Origin of the sequence: Desertivibrio insolitus (assembly GCF_017355965.1) — a bacterium.
Taxonomy (GTDB): domain Bacteria; phylum Actinomycetota; class Actinomycetes; order Actinomycetales; family Microbacteriaceae; genus JAFIQW01.
The window spans coordinates 93,938-108,867 of record NZ_JAFIQW010000005.1; the positions used below are offsets into that span (position 1 = coordinate 93,938).

The following is a 14,930-nucleotide window of genomic DNA, read 5'->3' on the forward strand; positions in this document are numbered from 1 at the left end:
CCGCGGCATCCGTTCCTGCGTCGTCGCGTCAGCGCTGGTCGCGCGCCTGCACCTCGAGGGCGCGGGTGACGGCGGCGAGGTTCTCGATCACCAGACGGCGGAGCGCCGGCACCTCGGGGTGCGCGTCGAGCCACGCCTGGGTGGCTTCGACGAGCGCCTGGTTCGCGAGCGGCTCGGGGTAGAGGCCGAGCACGATGTACTCCGCGATCTTGTAGCTGCGGCTCTCCCAGATGCCGGCGATCGTCTCGAAGTAGCGCTCGACGAGCGGCTCGAGCACCGACGGGTCGTTCACGTGAGTGAAGCCCATGCCGGTCGCGCGGACGATCGTGTTGGGCAGCGAGTCGTCCTCGACGAGGGAGGCGAACGCGGCGAGCTTGCCCTCGACGGTGGGGATCGTCGCCCGGGCGCGGGCGGCGGCCTGCTCGCCGTTCGCGGTGCGGTCCTTCTCGAGGGCGCGGTCGATGTCCTCCTCGTCGGCCTCGCCGACGAGCACGAGCCCTTCGAGCAGCTCCCAGTCGAGGTCCGTGTCGATCTCGAGGCCGTCTAGGGTGATCGTGCCCTCGCGCAGGCCCTTGAGCACCGCCGCGTGGCCCTCGGTCGAGGCGATCGACGCGAAGAACTTCACGAACTGGAACTGCGCGTCGCTGCCCGGGATCGCCTCCTGGGCAAGCTGCCACAGGGCGTCGCCGACGTCGAGGATCGTCTCGGCGCGGGTCGACGGCGCGACGTAGCGTCGCGCGGCCTGCGTGAGCTGCGTGAGCGTCGTGCGCAGCGTCGTCGACTCGGTCTCGGTCGCGATGTTGCGCAGCACGAGCTGGATGTAGGCGCTGGCCGGGGTCTCGGCGTCGCGGACGGCGTCCCAGACGGCACCCCAGACGATCGAGCGGGCGAGGGGGTTCTCGATCGAGGCGAGGTGCTCGATCGCGATCGCGAGGGAGCCCTCGTCGAGCCGGATCTTCGCGTAGGCGAGGTCGTCGTCGTTGAGCAGCACGAGGGCCGGCTTCTGCTTGCCGACGAGCGCGGGCACCTCGGTGCGCTCGCCGTCGACGTCGAGCTCCTCGCGGTGCGTGCGCACGAGCTTGTCCTCGACGAGGTTGTAGAACCCGATCGCGAGGCGGTGAGGGCGGATCGTCTGGTAGTCCTCGGGTGCCGACTGCAGCACCGCGAACGAGGTGATGAGCCCCGCGTCATCCGTCTGGATCTCGGGACGCAGCGTGTTGACGCCCGCGGTCTCGAGCCAGAGCTTCGACCACTCGGTGAGCTCGCGGCCGCTCGCGGTCTCGAGCTCGGCGAGCAGGTCGCGCAGCTCCGTGTTGCCGTACGCGTGCTTCTTGAAGTAGTTCGCGACGCCGGTGTAGAACGCGTCGATGCCGACCCACGCGACGAGCTGCTTCAGCACCGAGCCGCCCTTGGCGTACGTGATGCCGTCGAAGTTGACCTGCACGTCCTCGAGGTCGTTGATGGTCGCGACGACGGGGTGCGTCGAGGGGAGCTGGTCCTGGCGGTAGGCCCAGGTCTTCTCCATCGCGTTGAAGGTGGTCCACGCGCGGTTCCACTCGGTCGCCTCGGCGGTCGCGATCGTCGAGGCCCACTCGGCGAACGACTCGTTGAGCCAGAGGTCGTTCCACCACTTCATCGTCACGAGGTCGCCGAACCACATGTGGGCGAGCTCGTGCAGGATCGTGACGACGCGGCGCTCCTTGATCGCGTCGGTGACCTTGCTGCGGAAGACGTAGGTCTCGGTGAAGGTCACCGCGCCGGCGTTCTCCATGGCGCCCGCGTTGAACTCCGGCACGAAGAGCTGGTCGTACTTTGCGAAGGGGTACGGGTAGTCGAACTTCTCCTCGAAGTAGGCGAAGCCCTGCCGCGTCTTCTCGAAGATGTAGTCGGCGTCGAGGTACTCCGACAGCGACTTGCGGGAGAAGACGCCGAGCGGGATGACGCGGCCGTCGCGGCTCGTGAGCTCGCTGCGCACGACCTCGTAGGGGCCGGCCACGAGCGCGGTCACGTAGCTCGAGAGCTTCGGCGTCGGCTCGAAGGCCCACGTCGCGAACTCGCCGTCGTTGACGGGCTCGGGCGTGGGGGAGTTGCTGACGACCTGCCAGCGCGACGGCGTCGTGATCGTGAACTGGAACGTCGCCTTGAGGTCGGGCTGCTCGAATACGGCGAACACGCGGCGGCTGTCGGGCACCTCGAACTGCGTGTAGAGGTACACCTCGCCGTCGACGGGGTCGACGAAGCGGTGCAGCCCCTCGCCCGTGTTGGTGTACTCGAAGTCGCCGACGACGGTGAGTACGTTCTCGGCCTCGAGCTGCGGCAGCTGGATGCGCACGTTGTCGGCGGCGACCTCGGCCACGTCGAGCGAGACCCCGTTGAGGGTCACCTCCGAGACGCTGCGGGTGATCGCGTCGATGAACGTCGACGACCCGGGTGTCGCCGTGAAGCGCACGGTGGTCGTGGACGAGAACACCTCCGGCCCGGTGGTCAGATCGAGCGCGATCTCGTAGCTCGACACGTCGACGATGGCCTTGCGCTCCTGCGCTTCGGCACGGGTCAGGTTGTCACCGGGCATGGGCCGCCTTCCGCTGATTCTGTTGCGCCGTCCAGCCTAGGCTCGTCGTCGTGACCCGTTCCACCGCCGTCGACTTCTGGTTCGACCCCGGATGCCCCTGGTCCTGGATGACGAGCCGCTGGGTCGACGAGGTCGCCCGGCTCCGTCCCCTCGACGTCACTTGGCGCATCATGTCGCTCGCCGTGCTCAACGAGGGCGCGGACGCCCCGAGCGAGCGCCTCGAGATGTGGGTCCGCTCGCGCCGCTACACCCGCCTCGTCGCGGCCGCGGCCGACCGGCACGGGCAGGAGGCGGTGAAGCCCCTCTATGACGCGCTCGGCACGCGGATCCACCTCGGCGGCTCGACCGACGCCGACGAGGTCATCGCGGGCGCGCTCGCCGAGGCCGGCCTGCCGGCGGACCTCGCGCGCTTCGCCGACACTGACGAGTACGACGCCGCCGTGCGGACGAGCCACGACGAGGGGCTCGCCCGCGTCGGGCAGGACGTCGGCACCCCGGTGATCGCGGTGGGGGAGTCCGCGTTCTTCGGGCCCGTGATCTCGCCCGCGCCGAGGGGCGAGGAGGCCGTCGCGCTCTGGGACGGCGTCGTCGCGGTCGCCGCGTACGAGGGCTTCTTCGAGCTCAAGCGGTCCCGCACCCGCGGACCGGTCTTCGACTGACCCTCAATAGGATCGAAGCCATGCGCATCCACGTCGCCACCGACCACGCGGGGCTCGAGCTGAGCCGCAGCATCCAGGAGCACCTCGCCGCGGCGGGACACGAGGTCGTCGACCACGGTCCGACGTCGTACGACCCGCTCGACGACTACCCGAGCTTCTGCATCAACGCCGCCGCGGCGGTCGTGCGAGACCAGAAGGCCGGCATCGAGTCGCTCGGCGTCGTCTTCGGCGGCTCCGGCAACGGCGAGCAGATCGCCGCGAACAAGGTGACCGGATGCCGCGCGGCGCTCGTCTGGAACCTCGACACCGCCAGGCTCGCCCGCCAGCACAACGACGCCAACGTCATCTCGATCGGCGCCCGTCAGCACACCCTCGAGGAGGCCCTCGGCTTCATCGACGCGTTCGTCGCGGAGCCGTTCTCGCGGAAGGAGCGGCACGCCCGCCGCATCGCCCAGCTCGCCGAGTACGAGGCGACGGGCGCGATCGCCGGGCATCAGATCGACTGAGCCATGCCCGAGGGTCACTCGATCCACCGGATCGCGCAGCAGTTCAACCGGCACTTCGTCGGCGACGTCATCCGCGCGTCCTCCCCGCAGGGGCGGTTCGCCGCGGGCGCGCGCGAGCTCGACGGACGCACGATGACCGAGGCGAAAGCCGTCGGCAAGCAGCTGTTCCTGCGTTTCGACGAGGACCGCTACCTGCGGGTGCACCTGGGGCTCTACGGAGCGTGGGACTTCGCCGGCGAGGTGTCGGCCCCGCGCTTCGAGGGGTCGACGGTCGCGGATGACGCGGAGCCGAGCCTCTCCAGCATCGGCGCCCCTCGGCTGACGCGCCTGCGCATGGCCGAGCAGGAGGACGAGCGCGGCCTGGAACTCGCCGGGTTCCCGCCCGAGCCGGTCGGCGCCGTTCGCGTGCGGCTGCTCACCGAGACATCCGTCGCCGACCTCCGCGGTCCCACCGCGTGCGAGGTCATCGGACCGGACGAGGTCGAGCGCCAGCTCGCGAAGCTCGGCCCCGACCCGATGGTCGACCGCGGCCGCAGGGGCGAGGACCGCTTCGTCGCCAACGTCCGCAGCCGCAACGTCGCGATCGGGCAGCTGCTCATGGACCAGTCGGTGGTGAGCGGGATCGGCAACGTGTTCCGCGCCGAGCTGCTGTTCCGGGCCCGTCTCAACCCGCACAAGCCCGGCCGCGAGATCCCCGAGGACCAGCTGCGCGAGCTGTGGCGCGACTGGGCGAAGCTGCTGAAGCGTGCCGTCAAGGTCGGTCAGATGCTGACGATGGACGGGCTCAGCACCGCGCGCCGAGAGAAGGCGATCGCCAGCCAGGCCGACCGGCACTGGGTCTACAAGCGGCAGGGGCTGCCCTGCCGGGTGTGCGGCACGCACATCCTCATCGAGGAGATGGCCGGGCGGAACCTGTACTGGTGCCCGAAGGACCAGGCGTGAGGCGCACGCCCGAGTACCTCCTCGAGGACGCCGAGGAGGTCAAGCGGCTCATCCGCGAGAACCCCTGGGCCACGATCGTCGCCTCGACCGCCGACGGGCTCGTCGCCTCGCACTACCCCGTGCTGCTCGAGGAGCACGCGGAGGGCATCTCGATCGTGAGCCACGTCGGCCGCCCGGACGAGGTCGCGCTCGAGCTCGGTCGCGGCGAGGTGCTCGTGATCGTGCAGGGTCCGCACGGCTACATCTCGCCCGGCTGGTACGACCCGAGCCCCGCCGTGCCCACCTGGAACCACGTGACGGCCCACCTCTACGGGGTGCCGGAACTGCTGAGCCCCGAGGAGAACTACCGCGTGCTGGGCGAACTCGTCGATCACTTCGAGCAGCGGATGCCGCGGCCGCGCCGCATGGAGGCGGACGACGACCAGAGCACCTACGCGCGCCGCATCTCCCGCGGCACGGTGGGCTTCCGCCTGCGCGTCACCCGCTTCGACGCGCGCGCGAAGCTGAGTCAGAACCGGCCCGAGGAGACGAGGGAGCGCATCATCGCCGAGCTCGAGCACGGCGAGCACTACGCCAACCCCGCGCTCGCGGAGGAGATGCGCCGGGTGGAGATGCGGCGGGTGTCGGAGTGAGCCTGCTGCTGCGCAACGGGCGGCTGCCCGGGGGCGACGTGCCCGTCGACCTGCACCTCGAGGGCGACCGCATCGCCGCGGTCGGCCCCGGCCTCGTCGCGCCCGGCGCCAAGGTGCTCGAGCTCGACGGTCGCGTGCTGATCCCCGGCCTCTGGGACCAGCACGTGCACCTCACGCAGACCGCGCTCGCCCGGCAGCGCCTCGACCTCTCTCCCGCCGGCTCGGCCGCCGAGGCCGCCGCGCTCGTGCGCGCCCAGCTCGACGCGACCGGCCTCCCGCCGCAGGGGCTGCCGTTCGTCGGCACCGGCTTCCGCGACGGGCTGTGGCCCGACGATCCCGATCCTGCGCTGCTCGACGCCGCGGCCGGCGACGTGCCCGTCGTGCTCGTGAGCGCCGACCTGCACTGCTGCTGGCTCAACACCGCCGCCGCGGCCCGCTTCGGCACCGAGCCAGGGCTCCTGCGCGAGGACGCGTGCTTCGCGGTCGTGCGCTCGCTCGACGACGTGCCGGCCGAGGTCATCGACCGCTGGGTGCTCGACGAGGGGCGCCGCGCCGCCACCCGCGGCGTCGTCGGGGTCGTCGACCTCGAGATGCGCTGGAACGCCGACGACTGGCAGCGCCGGGTGGCCGAGGGCTTCGATGCGCTGCGCGTGCGCTTCGGCGTCTACCCGCAGCACCTCGACCGCGCGATCGAGGCGGGACTCTCGACCGGACGGGCACTCGCCCCGCTGCTCGAGGTCGGCCCGTTCAAGGTCATCACCGACGGCTCCCTCAACACCCGCACCGCCTTCTGCGTCGACCCCTACCCCGGGCTCGACTCGCGGGGGCTGCTCACCGTGCCGCCGGAGGAGCTCGGCCGCATGCTCGAGCGGGCGGATGCCGCGGGGCTCGTGCCCGCCGTGCACGCCATCGGCGACGACGCCAACCGGCTCGCCCTCGACGTGTTCGCACGCCTCGGCCTGCGCGGCCGCATCGAGCATGCACAGCTGCTCCGGCACGAGGACGTGCCCCGCTTCGCCGAGCTCGGGGTGATCGCAAGCGTGCAGCCGGAGCACGCGATGGACGACCGCGACGTCGCCGACCGGTACTGGGCGGGCCGCACCGAGCGCGCCTTCGTGCTGCGCTCCCTGATCGAGTCCGGCGCGACCGTCGTGCTGGGCTCCGACGCGCCCGTCGCGCCGCTCGATCCGTGGGTCGCGATCGCCGCGGCGACGACGCGCAGCCGCGAGGCGCGCGAGCCGTGGCATCCGGAGCAGCGGATCGACGTCGCGACGGCGCTGCGCTGCTCGAGCGACGGGGTCGACGAGCTGCTGCCGGGCGGCCGGGCGGACGTCGCGGTGCTCGACGCGGACCCTGTGCGGTCGGAGCCCGCCGCGCTGCGGGAGTTCCCGGTCGCCGTGACCCTCGTCGCGGGCCGGGTGACCCACTCCACGCTGTGACCGTGGCCCTCGTTCTGGGTGGGGACACGGGTCTTTAGTCCCTGGGGCCCGCGCTTCTGGACATGGTTCACTTTCCGCAAGCCGGTCCGGCGAGGTGTGGTATTCGCCTCCGGTACGGCCCGCGGTGCCGAGCCCACGAACGACTTCGTGGAGGGGCAGGGGTGCTTGATCAGTGCCGCGGGTCGGGGTCTCCGCCGGCCTCCGGCGGGGACCCCATTCCTAGGAGAGGACGTAACGACGATGAGCGCACTGCTACTTGGGAAAGAGGGATCCGCTGGATACTCTCGGACAGTGAGCCAGGACATCCCCCGCTCGGGGCAGAACGCGGAGCTCCGCAAGACGCTGCAGGCGTCGAAGGATCCGCGCGTCGTACGCACCCGCGCCGCGATCGTCGACGCCGTGCACCAGCTGGCCGCCGAGGGCCGCTCCACGATCAGCGTGGCCGACATCGTCCGCTCCGCCGGCATCAGCCAGAGCTCCTTCTACTCCCACTTCGCGAGCCTCGACGAGCTCGCCCGCTACATCTTCGGCCTCGCCGCCGGTGACATCGTCACGAGTGACGAGGAGGCCACCCGGTGGGAGCGCCTCGTGCGCCACTACGAGGACGAGCGCGCGCTCTACACCGCCTGCCTCGCGCTGCCGATCACGCTGCAGTCGCACAACGGCGCCGCCTCGAGCTACGCCGCGTCGATCGCCCAGGCCATCGACCCCGCCCGGGTGCCCCAGGGGGTCGATCTGGCCGCCGCGGCGCTCGTCGCCGCGCAGGGCGCGACCGGCCTGCTGAACCTCTGGCTCACCGGCCAGGTCGAGGGCTCGGCGGAGGACATCGCGCGCACGCTGCACGCGACGATCCCGGCCTGGATGCACTGACCCGTGCCCACCCCCGAGTTCGTCCTCGCCCTCCGCGAGAAGGTCGGCACCGACGAGCTCTGGATGACGGGTGTCACGGCGGTCGTCGTCGACGGCGACCGGGTGCTGCTCGTCCGCCGGTCGGACACGGGCGCCTGGACGCCGGTCACCGGCATCGTCGACCCGGGGGAGGAGCCCGCCGTCGCCGCCGAGCGCGAGGTGCTCGAGGAGGCGGACGTCGTCGCGGTGGCAGAGCGGCTCGCCTGGGTGCACTCGCTGCCGCCGATGACGTACGGCAACGGCGACCGCGCCCGCTACCTCGATCTCGCGTTCCGGCTGCGCTACGTCTCCGGCACCCCGTCGCCCGCCGACGGCGAGAACACGGATGCCGCCTGGTTCCCGGTCGACGCGCTGCCGGAGCTCTCGGCCGACATGCGCGCCCGGATCGACGTGGCCCTCTCGGCCGGGCCGGAGACGCGCTTCGAGCGCTGACGGGGGAGCGGCTCAGTCGAGGTCGAGCCCGGGCTCCTGCCGGGAGCGGAGCCCGGCGCTGCTCAGCAGTGCGAGCACCTCGCTGACGCCGTCCTCGAGGTCGCGGGGCACCGCGACGAAGCATCCGTAGCGCACCTCGTGCTCGACGCGGGCGGCATCCTCGATCGCCGCGCGGCTCATGCCGGGGAAGGCGAGGGCGAGGCGGTCGACCATCGTCTGGAAATCGACCAGGTCCTCGCCGCGGCACGTGCCGACGGCGGGCTCGGCGGTGGATTCGTGAGTCGGCACCGATGCTCCCCCTTCACTGGTCAGGCGCCAGTACCGTAAGCAGCATTCAGGCGATCCACGGCCCCCCTGTCCGGGAAGCGCGGCGGCCGGATCGAGTTCGCGTCAGGCGGACAGCCGGGCGCTGCGGAGGGTCTCGCCCGGGGGCACCCCGAACCGTTCGGAGTAGTAGGCGGAGAAGCGCCCCAGGTGGGCGAAGCCCCAGCGTCTGGCCACCTCGGCCACGCTCGCGCCCGCTGGGTCGGCGGCGGCGAGCTCGGCGTGCGCCCGGTCGAGCCGTACCTGGCGCAGGTAGGCCATGGGCGGCATCCCCAGGGTGCGCTGGAAGGCGTCCTGCAGCGCGCGGACGCTGAGCCCCGCCACTTCGGCAAGCTCGGTCGGGGTGAGCGGCAGATGCGCGTGCTCGTGGATGTGCTCGACGACCGCGCGGATGCGCGCGTGCCGAGGGGCCAGCAGCGCCGGCGGCAGCTCCGCCGTGTGCGACGGGTACAGCTCGAGGAAGGCCACCGTCACCATGCGCGAGAGCTCGTGCCAGAGCAGCGGGGAGAGCTCGTCGCCGCGGGCGAGCGCGCGCGAGGCGAGCGCGACCGAGTCGTGCCACAGGGCGATCGCCGCGTCGGAGGGGCTCGCGGTGTGGTCGAACCGCACACCGGATGCCTCGCCGCCCGTGCGCTCGGCGGCCACGCTGCGCACACGCTGCCGGCCCAGGTGCACGAGCTTCTGCCGGTAGTCGGTGAAGCCGAAGACGAACGGACGGTGCGCGGGGAAGAGCTGCGGACGGCCGACGGTGAGCGGGATCTCGTCGCGCCGGAGGTCGACGACGGCGGACCCCTCGGTGAGCCACTGCACGATGAAGTCGTCGCCGGGCGGGATGTCGCCCTCGATGTAGCCCCGCATCTCGGACGTGCGGAGGGTCATCGTCGCGTCCCCCACGGCGGCGTATCGATAGAAGTAGGAGGCGCCGGTGGGATGCGTCGACCATTCGGACCCGTCGTAGAACGACGAGAGGGTGCTGCGCGCCTGATCGTTGTCGCGCCCCTCGGCCTCGAGGCGGACGCGCTGCCGCTCCGGCAGGTCCTGCGCCGATCCCGTCACCGTCGAGGGAGCCCCTTCCACCCGCTTGTCGTCCTCGCGGAGAAGAAGCCGCGCGAGCCGCCGGGTATTCCGTCTGTACCCATCCGTCCGGCGTCTGCCTCGACGCCAGGCGGGATCGGCGGAGGGAGTCGACGCCGAGAACGGCAGGCGAGGGGAGGAACCGGAGAGGGGACGACGGGAATCGAACCCGCACCATCAGTTTGGAAGACTGAGGCTCTACCATTGAGCTACGTCCCCGAGCTCGGCCCCGCGGGGCCTGGCAACCTGGCAATCGTAACCCATCCGGGCCGGTGCCCCCGCTGCATCCGGCTAGACTTGCGGGCGGTCAATCGTCGAACCGGCACCGGGGCGTAGCGCAGTGGCTAGCGCGCCTGCTTTGGGAGCAGGAGATCGCAGGTTCGAGTCCTGTCGCCCCGACCAGACCCGCGCCGACAACGACGCGCCCCGTCGGGCGCACGAATTCAGGAGAACCCCACATTGGTCAAGACCACGGTCGAGAAGCTCAGCCCCACGCGCGTGAAGCTCAACATCGCCGTCAGCCCCGAGGAGCTCAAGCCGAGCATCGACCACGCCTACAAGCACATCGCGGAGCAGGTGACGATCCCCGGCTTCCGTAAGGGCCGGGTCCCGGCGCCGATCATCGATCAGCGCGTCGGCCGTGCCGAGGTGCTGAACCACGCGGTCAGCGAGGGCCTCGACAAGTTCTACCGCGACGCCGTCACCGAGGAGAAGCTGCGCCCGCTGGGCCGCCCCTCGGCCGACGTGACCGCCTGGCCCGACACGAAGGACTGGTCGGGCGACCTCACGGTCGAGGTCGAGGTCGACGTGCGTCCCGACATCGAGCTTCCCGACTACGACGGCCTCGAGCTCGTCGTCGACGACGCGGAGATCACCGACGAGGAGATCGACACCGAGCTGCAGAACCTGCGCACGCGCTTCGGCACGCTCACCACGGTCGAGCGCCCCGCCAAGACCGGCGACTTCGTGCAGATCGACCTCGTCGCCAAGGTGAACGGCGAAGAGGTCGACACCGCCAACGGCATCAGCTACGAGCTCGGCTCGGGTGAGCTGCTCGAGGGCATCGACGAGGCGCTCGAGTCGCTGACCGCCGGTGAGACCACGACCTTCGAGTCGACCCTGCTCGGTGGCGAGCACCAGGGCGAGACGGCCGAGATCACCGTCACGGTGCAGAGCGTCAAGGAGCGCGAGCTGCCCGAGGCCGACGACGAGTTCGCGCAGATCGCGAGCCAGTTCGACACCCTCGACGAGCTCAAGGCCGACCTGCGCGAGCAGGTCGCGAAGTCGAAGTCGTTCGGCCAGGGCGCGCAGGCCCGCGACATGGTCGTCGAGAAGCTCCTCGAGCAGGTCGAGATCCCCGTGCCGCAGTCGCTCATCGACGACGAGGTGCACCGCCACCTCGAGCAGGAGGGCCGCCTCGAGGACGACGAGCACCGTGCCGAGGTCGCCGAGTCGAGCGAGAAGACCTTCCGCAGCCAGATCCTCCTCGACGCGATCGCGGAGAAGGAGGAGGTCAAGGTCAGCCAGGACGAGCTCACGAGCTACCTCGTGCAGGGTGCGGCCCAGTACGGCATGCAGCCGGGCGAGTTCATCCAGCTGCTCGACCAGAACGGTCAGATCCCCGCCATGGTCGGCGAGGTCGCCCGCTCCAAGGCGCTCGCGACCGTGCTGTCGAAGGCGAAGGTCGTCGACGGCTCCGGCAACCCGGTCGACGTCTCGGCGCTCACCTCGATGGTGACCTCGGCCGAGGCCGACGAGGACGACGTCGACATCGAGGAGGTCGCCGACCAGCCCCTCGAGACCGACGCGAAGTCCGACTCGAAGTAGAACGGATGACACGGGCCCGCAGCGCATCGCCGCTGCGGGCCCGTGTCGTATCGAGGGATCGGTAGGTTGGCTGTCATGCCGGACGGGGACATCGGCGCGCGCGTCGACGCCGCGGTCGAGGCGTGGCTCGCGTGGCTGCCGCGCTGGACTCCGTCGACCGCCCGCAACGCCGGGCGCGTGTGCCGCAAGTGCCTCGGCTCGCCCGTCGTCGCGGCGGCCGGTCTCGGCGAGGCGCCGCACAAGGTGCAGCACACGCTCGTCAGCCGCATCCACGCGATCGTCGACGACGAGGTCGACGCCTACACCGGGGCCGAGCTCCCCCTTCTGCACGCCGAGCTCGAGCGGAGCGAGGCGCAGAAGCGCGCCACCCGCCCCTACCGCCCCGAGGAGGGCCTCGACCACGAGTTCGAGGGACTCGGCGTCGACCCCGAGCCCGTGCCGGGCGAGCCGTACCTGTTCACGCTGGCGGGTCTCGCGGAGGAGGAGGCGCGCGACGCCGAGGCATCCGTGCCCCCGCCCGTCACCGACCGGGAGCGGCTGCGCCTCGAGATCGCCCTCGCCGACGACCGCGCCGCCGCCGTCGGCCGCGCCGCGTGCCTCGCGCTGGTCGACCACCGGGGGCGCATCGACGAGGGTCTGCGGCTCGTCGTCGCCCCCCAGCTCGACGCCATGATGGCCGAGCTCGACCTCGGGCTGCTGCCTCCGGACTTCCGCGCCTGAGGGGCGCGACGAGCGGGTGCGGATGACCCGTGGCACCGCTCCGCGCCGCGGCTCTGCCCAGGGCGAACAGCACGGAATCGCCGAAGTCGCCCCGCTAGATTCGGGTGCAGGCAATAACTGAATGGAGCATCACCGATGGCCGAACCGACACTGCAACCCAGTGTTTTTGACCGACTGCTGAGGGACCGCATCATCTGGCTGGGCTCCGAGGTGCGGGACGACAACGCGAACGAGATCGCAGCGAAGCTCCTGCTGCTCGCGGCGGAGGACTCCGAGAAGGACATCTACCTCTACATCAACTCGCCCGGTGGCTCGATCACGGCCGGCATGGCGATCTACGACACCATGCAGTTCGTGCCGAACGACATCGTCACCGTCGGGATCGGCATGGCCGCCTCGATGGGTCAGCTGCTGCTCACCGCCGGCACCAAGGGCAAGCGCTACATCACCCCGAACGCCCGGGTGCTCCTGCACCAGCCGCACGGTGGCTTCGGTGGCACCTCCTCCGACATCCAGACCCAGGCGCAGCTCATCATCGACATGAAGAACCGCCTCGCCGAGATCACGGCGGCGCAGACCGGCAAGACGGTCGAGCAGGTCAACCGCGACGGCGACCGCGACCGCTGGTTCAACGCGCAGGAGGCTCTCGAGTACGGCTTCGTCGACCACATCCGCCAGTCCGCTGCGGATGTCAGCGGCGGCGGCGGCACCGACCAGAGCTAGTCACCGGACGAGAAGAGAGACAGACACCATGGAGACCCCCACCTTCGGTGGCACCGCCGGCATGATGCCGAGCTCGCGCTACATCCTGCCGAGCTTCGAGGAGCGCACCGCCTACGGCTACAAGCGCCAGGACCCCTACGCCAAGCTCTTCGAGGACCGCATCATCTTCCTCGGCGTTCAGGTCGACGACGCGTCGGCCGACGACATCATGGCGCAGCTGCTCGTGCTCGAGAGCCAGGACCCCGACCGCGACATCGTCATGTACATCAACTCGCCCGGTGGCTCGTTCACCGCGATGACGGCGATCTACGACACGATGCAGTACATCCGCCCGGAGATCCAGACGGTCGTGCTCGGCCAGGCCGCCTCGGCCGCCGCTGTGCTCACCGCGGGCGGGACCCCCGGAAAGCGCCTCGCCCTGCCGAACGCGCGCATCCTCATCCACCAGCCCGCCACCGGTGACGCCGGCCGCGGCCAGGCCTCGGACATCGAGATCCAGGCCCGCGAGGTGCTGCGCATGCGCACCTGGCTCGAGGAGACGCTCTCGCGTCACTCGAACCGCTCGGTCGAGCAGGTCAACGAGGACATCGAGCGCGACAAGATCCTGTCGGCGCAGGAGGCCCTCGAGTACGGCCTCATCGACCAGGTGCTCTCCAGCCGCAAGAGCCTCGCGCTCGCCGCGCGCTAGAACCACCCGACGAACGGCCCCGATCCGCACGCAGCGGGTCGGGGCCGTTCCGCGTTCGAGGGGTCGTCGGAAAGCTGCGGCCCCTGTAACGTTCGTTGAGAGCGGAAGCGACGCGACACGCGCGCACTCCCGCCCGTGTCCGCTGCTCGGGTTAGGCTCTTGTTCACCCAGCCGAATCGCGATTCAAGGGAGACAGGGATGGCACGGATCGGGGAGAGCGCCGACCTTCTCAAGTGCTCCTTCTGCGGCAAGAGCCAGAAGCAGGTTCAGCAGCTCATCGCCGGCCCCGGTGTGTACATCTGCGACGAGTGCGTCGAGCTGTGCAACGAGATCATCGAGGAGCGGCTGGCCGAGGCGGGGGAGGAGCCCTCGGGCGAGTTCGACCTGCCGAAGCCCAAGGAGATCTACGCCTTCCTCGAGGAGTACGTGATCGGCCAGGAGGCCGCCAAGCGTGCGCTGTCGGTGGCGGTCTACAACCACTACAAGCGCATCCGCGCCCGCAACACCATCCAGGCCGCCGACGCCGTGATCGACGACGTCGAGATCGCCAAGAGCAACATCCTGCTCATCGGCCCGACCGGGTGCGGCAAGACGTATCTCGCGCAGACGCTCGCCAAGAGGCTCAACGTGCCCTTCGCCGTCGCCGACGCGACGGCGCTCACCGAGGCGGGCTACGTCGGTGAGGACGTCGAGAACATCCTCCTCAAGCTCATCCAGGCCGCCGACTACGACGTCAAGCGGGCCGAGACCGGCATCATCTACATCGACGAGGTCGACAAGATCGCCCGCAAGGCCGAGAACCCCTCGATCACGCGCGACGTGTCGGGCGAGGGTGTGCAGCAGGCGCTGCTGAAGATCCTCGAGGGCACGGTCGCCTCGGTGCCGCCGCAGGGCGGGCGCAAGCACCCGCACCAGGAGTTCATCCAGATCGACACGACGAACGTGCTGTTCATCGTCGCCGGCGCGTTCGCGGGGCTCGAGGACATCATCAGCCAGCGGGCGGGCAAGCGCGGCATCGGCTTCGGCGCACCGCTGCACTCGAAGCTCGACGACAAGACCCTCTTCAGCGAGGTGCTGCCGGAGGACCTGCACAAGTTCGGGCTCATCCCCGAGTTCATCGGTCGTCTGCCCGTCGTCACCACGGTCACGCCGCTCGACCAGCGCGCGCTCATGGAGATCCTCACGACGCCGAAGAACGCGCTCGTGCGCCAGTACCAGCGCATGTTCGAGCTCGACGGCGTGACCCTCGAGTTCGAGCAGGACGCCCTCGAGGCGATCGCCGACCTCGCCGTGCTCCGCCAGACGGGCGCGCGCGGTCTCCGCGCGATCATGGAGGAGGTGCTCGGGCCGATCATGTTCGACGTGCCCTCGAGCGACGAGGTCGCCACGGTCGTCGTGACGCGCGAGGCCGTGCTCGAGAACGCGGCCCCGACGATCGTGCCGCGCACCACCCGCCGCCAGGAGAAGAGCGCCTGACCCGGAC

Annotated in this window: 15 protein-coding genes and 2 tRNA genes; 13 read left to right on the forward strand and 4 right to left on the reverse strand. The window is 70.6% G+C overall.

The window, feature by feature from the left end; all coding sequences use genetic code 11:
• Nucleotides 1–28: 28 nt before the first annotated feature.
• Nucleotides 29–2,572, reverse strand: coding sequence for an aminopeptidase N (gene pepN / locus JUB10_RS12600; RefSeq protein ID WP_207457248.1), 2,544 nt, complete (start codon nucleotides 2,570–2,572; stop codon nucleotides 29–31).
• Between the two features lie 50 nt (nucleotides 2,573–2,622).
• Here pepN and JUB10_RS12605 point away from each other — a divergent pair, with 50 nt between their 5' ends.
• From JUB10_RS12605 to JUB10_RS12635, 7 genes are all read left to right on the forward strand, one after another.
• A complete protein-coding gene (locus JUB10_RS12605; protein ID WP_307859222.1) occupies nucleotides 2,623–3,231 on the forward strand; it encodes a mycothiol-dependent nitroreductase Rv2466c family protein in 609 nt (202 codons plus the stop codon).
• Between the two features lie 20 nt (nucleotides 3,232–3,251).
• On the forward strand, nucleotides 3,252–3,737 hold the full coding sequence (locus JUB10_RS12610; RefSeq protein WP_207457250.1) for a ribose-5-phosphate isomerase: 486 nt from the start codon (nucleotides 3,252–3,254) through the stop codon (nucleotides 3,735–3,737).
• A gap of 3 nt (nucleotides 3,738–3,740) precedes the next feature.
• The gene (locus JUB10_RS12615; RefSeq protein ID WP_207457252.1) at nucleotides 3,741–4,679 is read left to right on the forward strand and encodes an Fpg/Nei family DNA glycosylase; all 939 of its coding nucleotides are present in this window, start codon (nucleotides 3,741–3,743) and stop codon (nucleotides 4,677–4,679) included.
• Nucleotides 4,676–5,311, forward strand: a complete 636-nt coding sequence (locus JUB10_RS12620) for an FMN-binding negative transcriptional regulator (protein WP_207457253.1) — start codon at nucleotides 4,676–4,678, stop codon at nucleotides 5,309–5,311. The genes JUB10_RS12615 and JUB10_RS12620 overlap by 4 nt, the downstream gene beginning before the upstream one ends.
• On the forward strand, nucleotides 5,308–6,750 hold the full coding sequence (locus JUB10_RS12625) for an amidohydrolase (protein WP_207457255.1): 1,443 nt from the start codon (nucleotides 5,308–5,310) through the stop codon (nucleotides 6,748–6,750). The genes JUB10_RS12620 and JUB10_RS12625 overlap by 4 nt, the downstream gene beginning before the upstream one ends.
• 291 nt (nucleotides 6,751–7,041) lie before the next feature.
• Nucleotides 7,042–7,620, forward strand: coding sequence for a TetR/AcrR family transcriptional regulator (locus JUB10_RS12630; protein WP_207457257.1), 579 nt, complete (start codon nucleotides 7,042–7,044; stop codon nucleotides 7,618–7,620).
• A 3-nt stretch (nucleotides 7,621–7,623) separates the two neighbouring features.
• Nucleotides 7,624–8,091 (forward strand): NUDIX hydrolase, encoded by a 468-nt coding sequence (locus tag JUB10_RS12635; RefSeq protein ID WP_207457259.1) that lies wholly within the window; start codon nucleotides 7,624–7,626, stop codon nucleotides 8,089–8,091.
• Nucleotides 8,092–8,103: 12 nt separating this feature from the next.
• On the opposite strand, the gene JUB10_RS12640 is transcribed toward JUB10_RS12635, so the two are convergent.
• From JUB10_RS12640 to JUB10_RS12650, 3 genes are all read right to left on the reverse strand, one after another.
• Entirely contained in the window at nucleotides 8,104–8,379 is a 276-nt protein-coding gene (locus tag JUB10_RS12640; protein WP_207457261.1) for a hypothetical protein, read from the reverse strand.
• A 102-nt stretch (nucleotides 8,380–8,481) separates the two neighbouring features.
• Nucleotides 8,482–9,492, reverse strand: a complete 1,011-nt coding sequence (locus JUB10_RS12645) for a helix-turn-helix transcriptional regulator (RefSeq protein WP_207457262.1) — start codon at nucleotides 9,490–9,492, stop codon at nucleotides 8,482–8,484.
• Between the two features lie 145 nt (nucleotides 9,493–9,637).
• Nucleotides 9,638–9,708: transfer RNA gene (locus JUB10_RS12650), tRNA-Gly, on the reverse strand.
• A 107-nt stretch (nucleotides 9,709–9,815) separates the two neighbouring features.
• Here JUB10_RS12650 and JUB10_RS12655 point away from each other — a divergent pair.
• From JUB10_RS12655 to clpX, 6 genes are all read left to right on the forward strand, one after another.
• A tRNA-Pro gene (locus JUB10_RS12655) sits at nucleotides 9,816–9,891 on the forward strand.
• Between the two features lie 57 nt (nucleotides 9,892–9,948).
• Complete coding sequence (gene tig, locus JUB10_RS12660) at nucleotides 9,949–11,316, forward strand: trigger factor (RefSeq protein ID WP_207457264.1); 1,368 nt, start codon at nucleotides 9,949–9,951, stop codon at nucleotides 11,314–11,316.
• A 75-nt stretch (nucleotides 11,317–11,391) separates the two neighbouring features.
• Nucleotides 11,392–12,036 (forward strand): spermidine/putrescine ABC transporter substrate-binding protein, encoded by a 645-nt coding sequence (locus JUB10_RS12665; protein ID WP_207457266.1) that lies wholly within the window; start codon nucleotides 11,392–11,394, stop codon nucleotides 12,034–12,036.
• 135 nt (nucleotides 12,037–12,171) lie between these two features.
• A complete protein-coding gene (locus JUB10_RS12670; RefSeq protein WP_207457268.1) occupies nucleotides 12,172–12,759 on the forward strand; it encodes an ATP-dependent Clp protease proteolytic subunit in 588 nt (195 codons plus the stop codon).
• 28 nt (nucleotides 12,760–12,787) lie between these two features.
• On the forward strand, nucleotides 12,788–13,447 hold the full coding sequence (locus JUB10_RS12675; RefSeq protein ID WP_207457270.1) for an ATP-dependent Clp protease proteolytic subunit: 660 nt from the start codon (nucleotides 12,788–12,790) through the stop codon (nucleotides 13,445–13,447).
• 198 nt (nucleotides 13,448–13,645) lie between these two features.
• Nucleotides 13,646–14,923, forward strand: coding sequence for an ATP-dependent Clp protease ATP-binding subunit ClpX (gene clpX, locus JUB10_RS12680; protein WP_207457272.1), 1,278 nt, complete (start codon nucleotides 13,646–13,648; stop codon nucleotides 14,921–14,923).
• Nucleotides 14,924–14,930 lie beyond the last annotated feature (7 nt).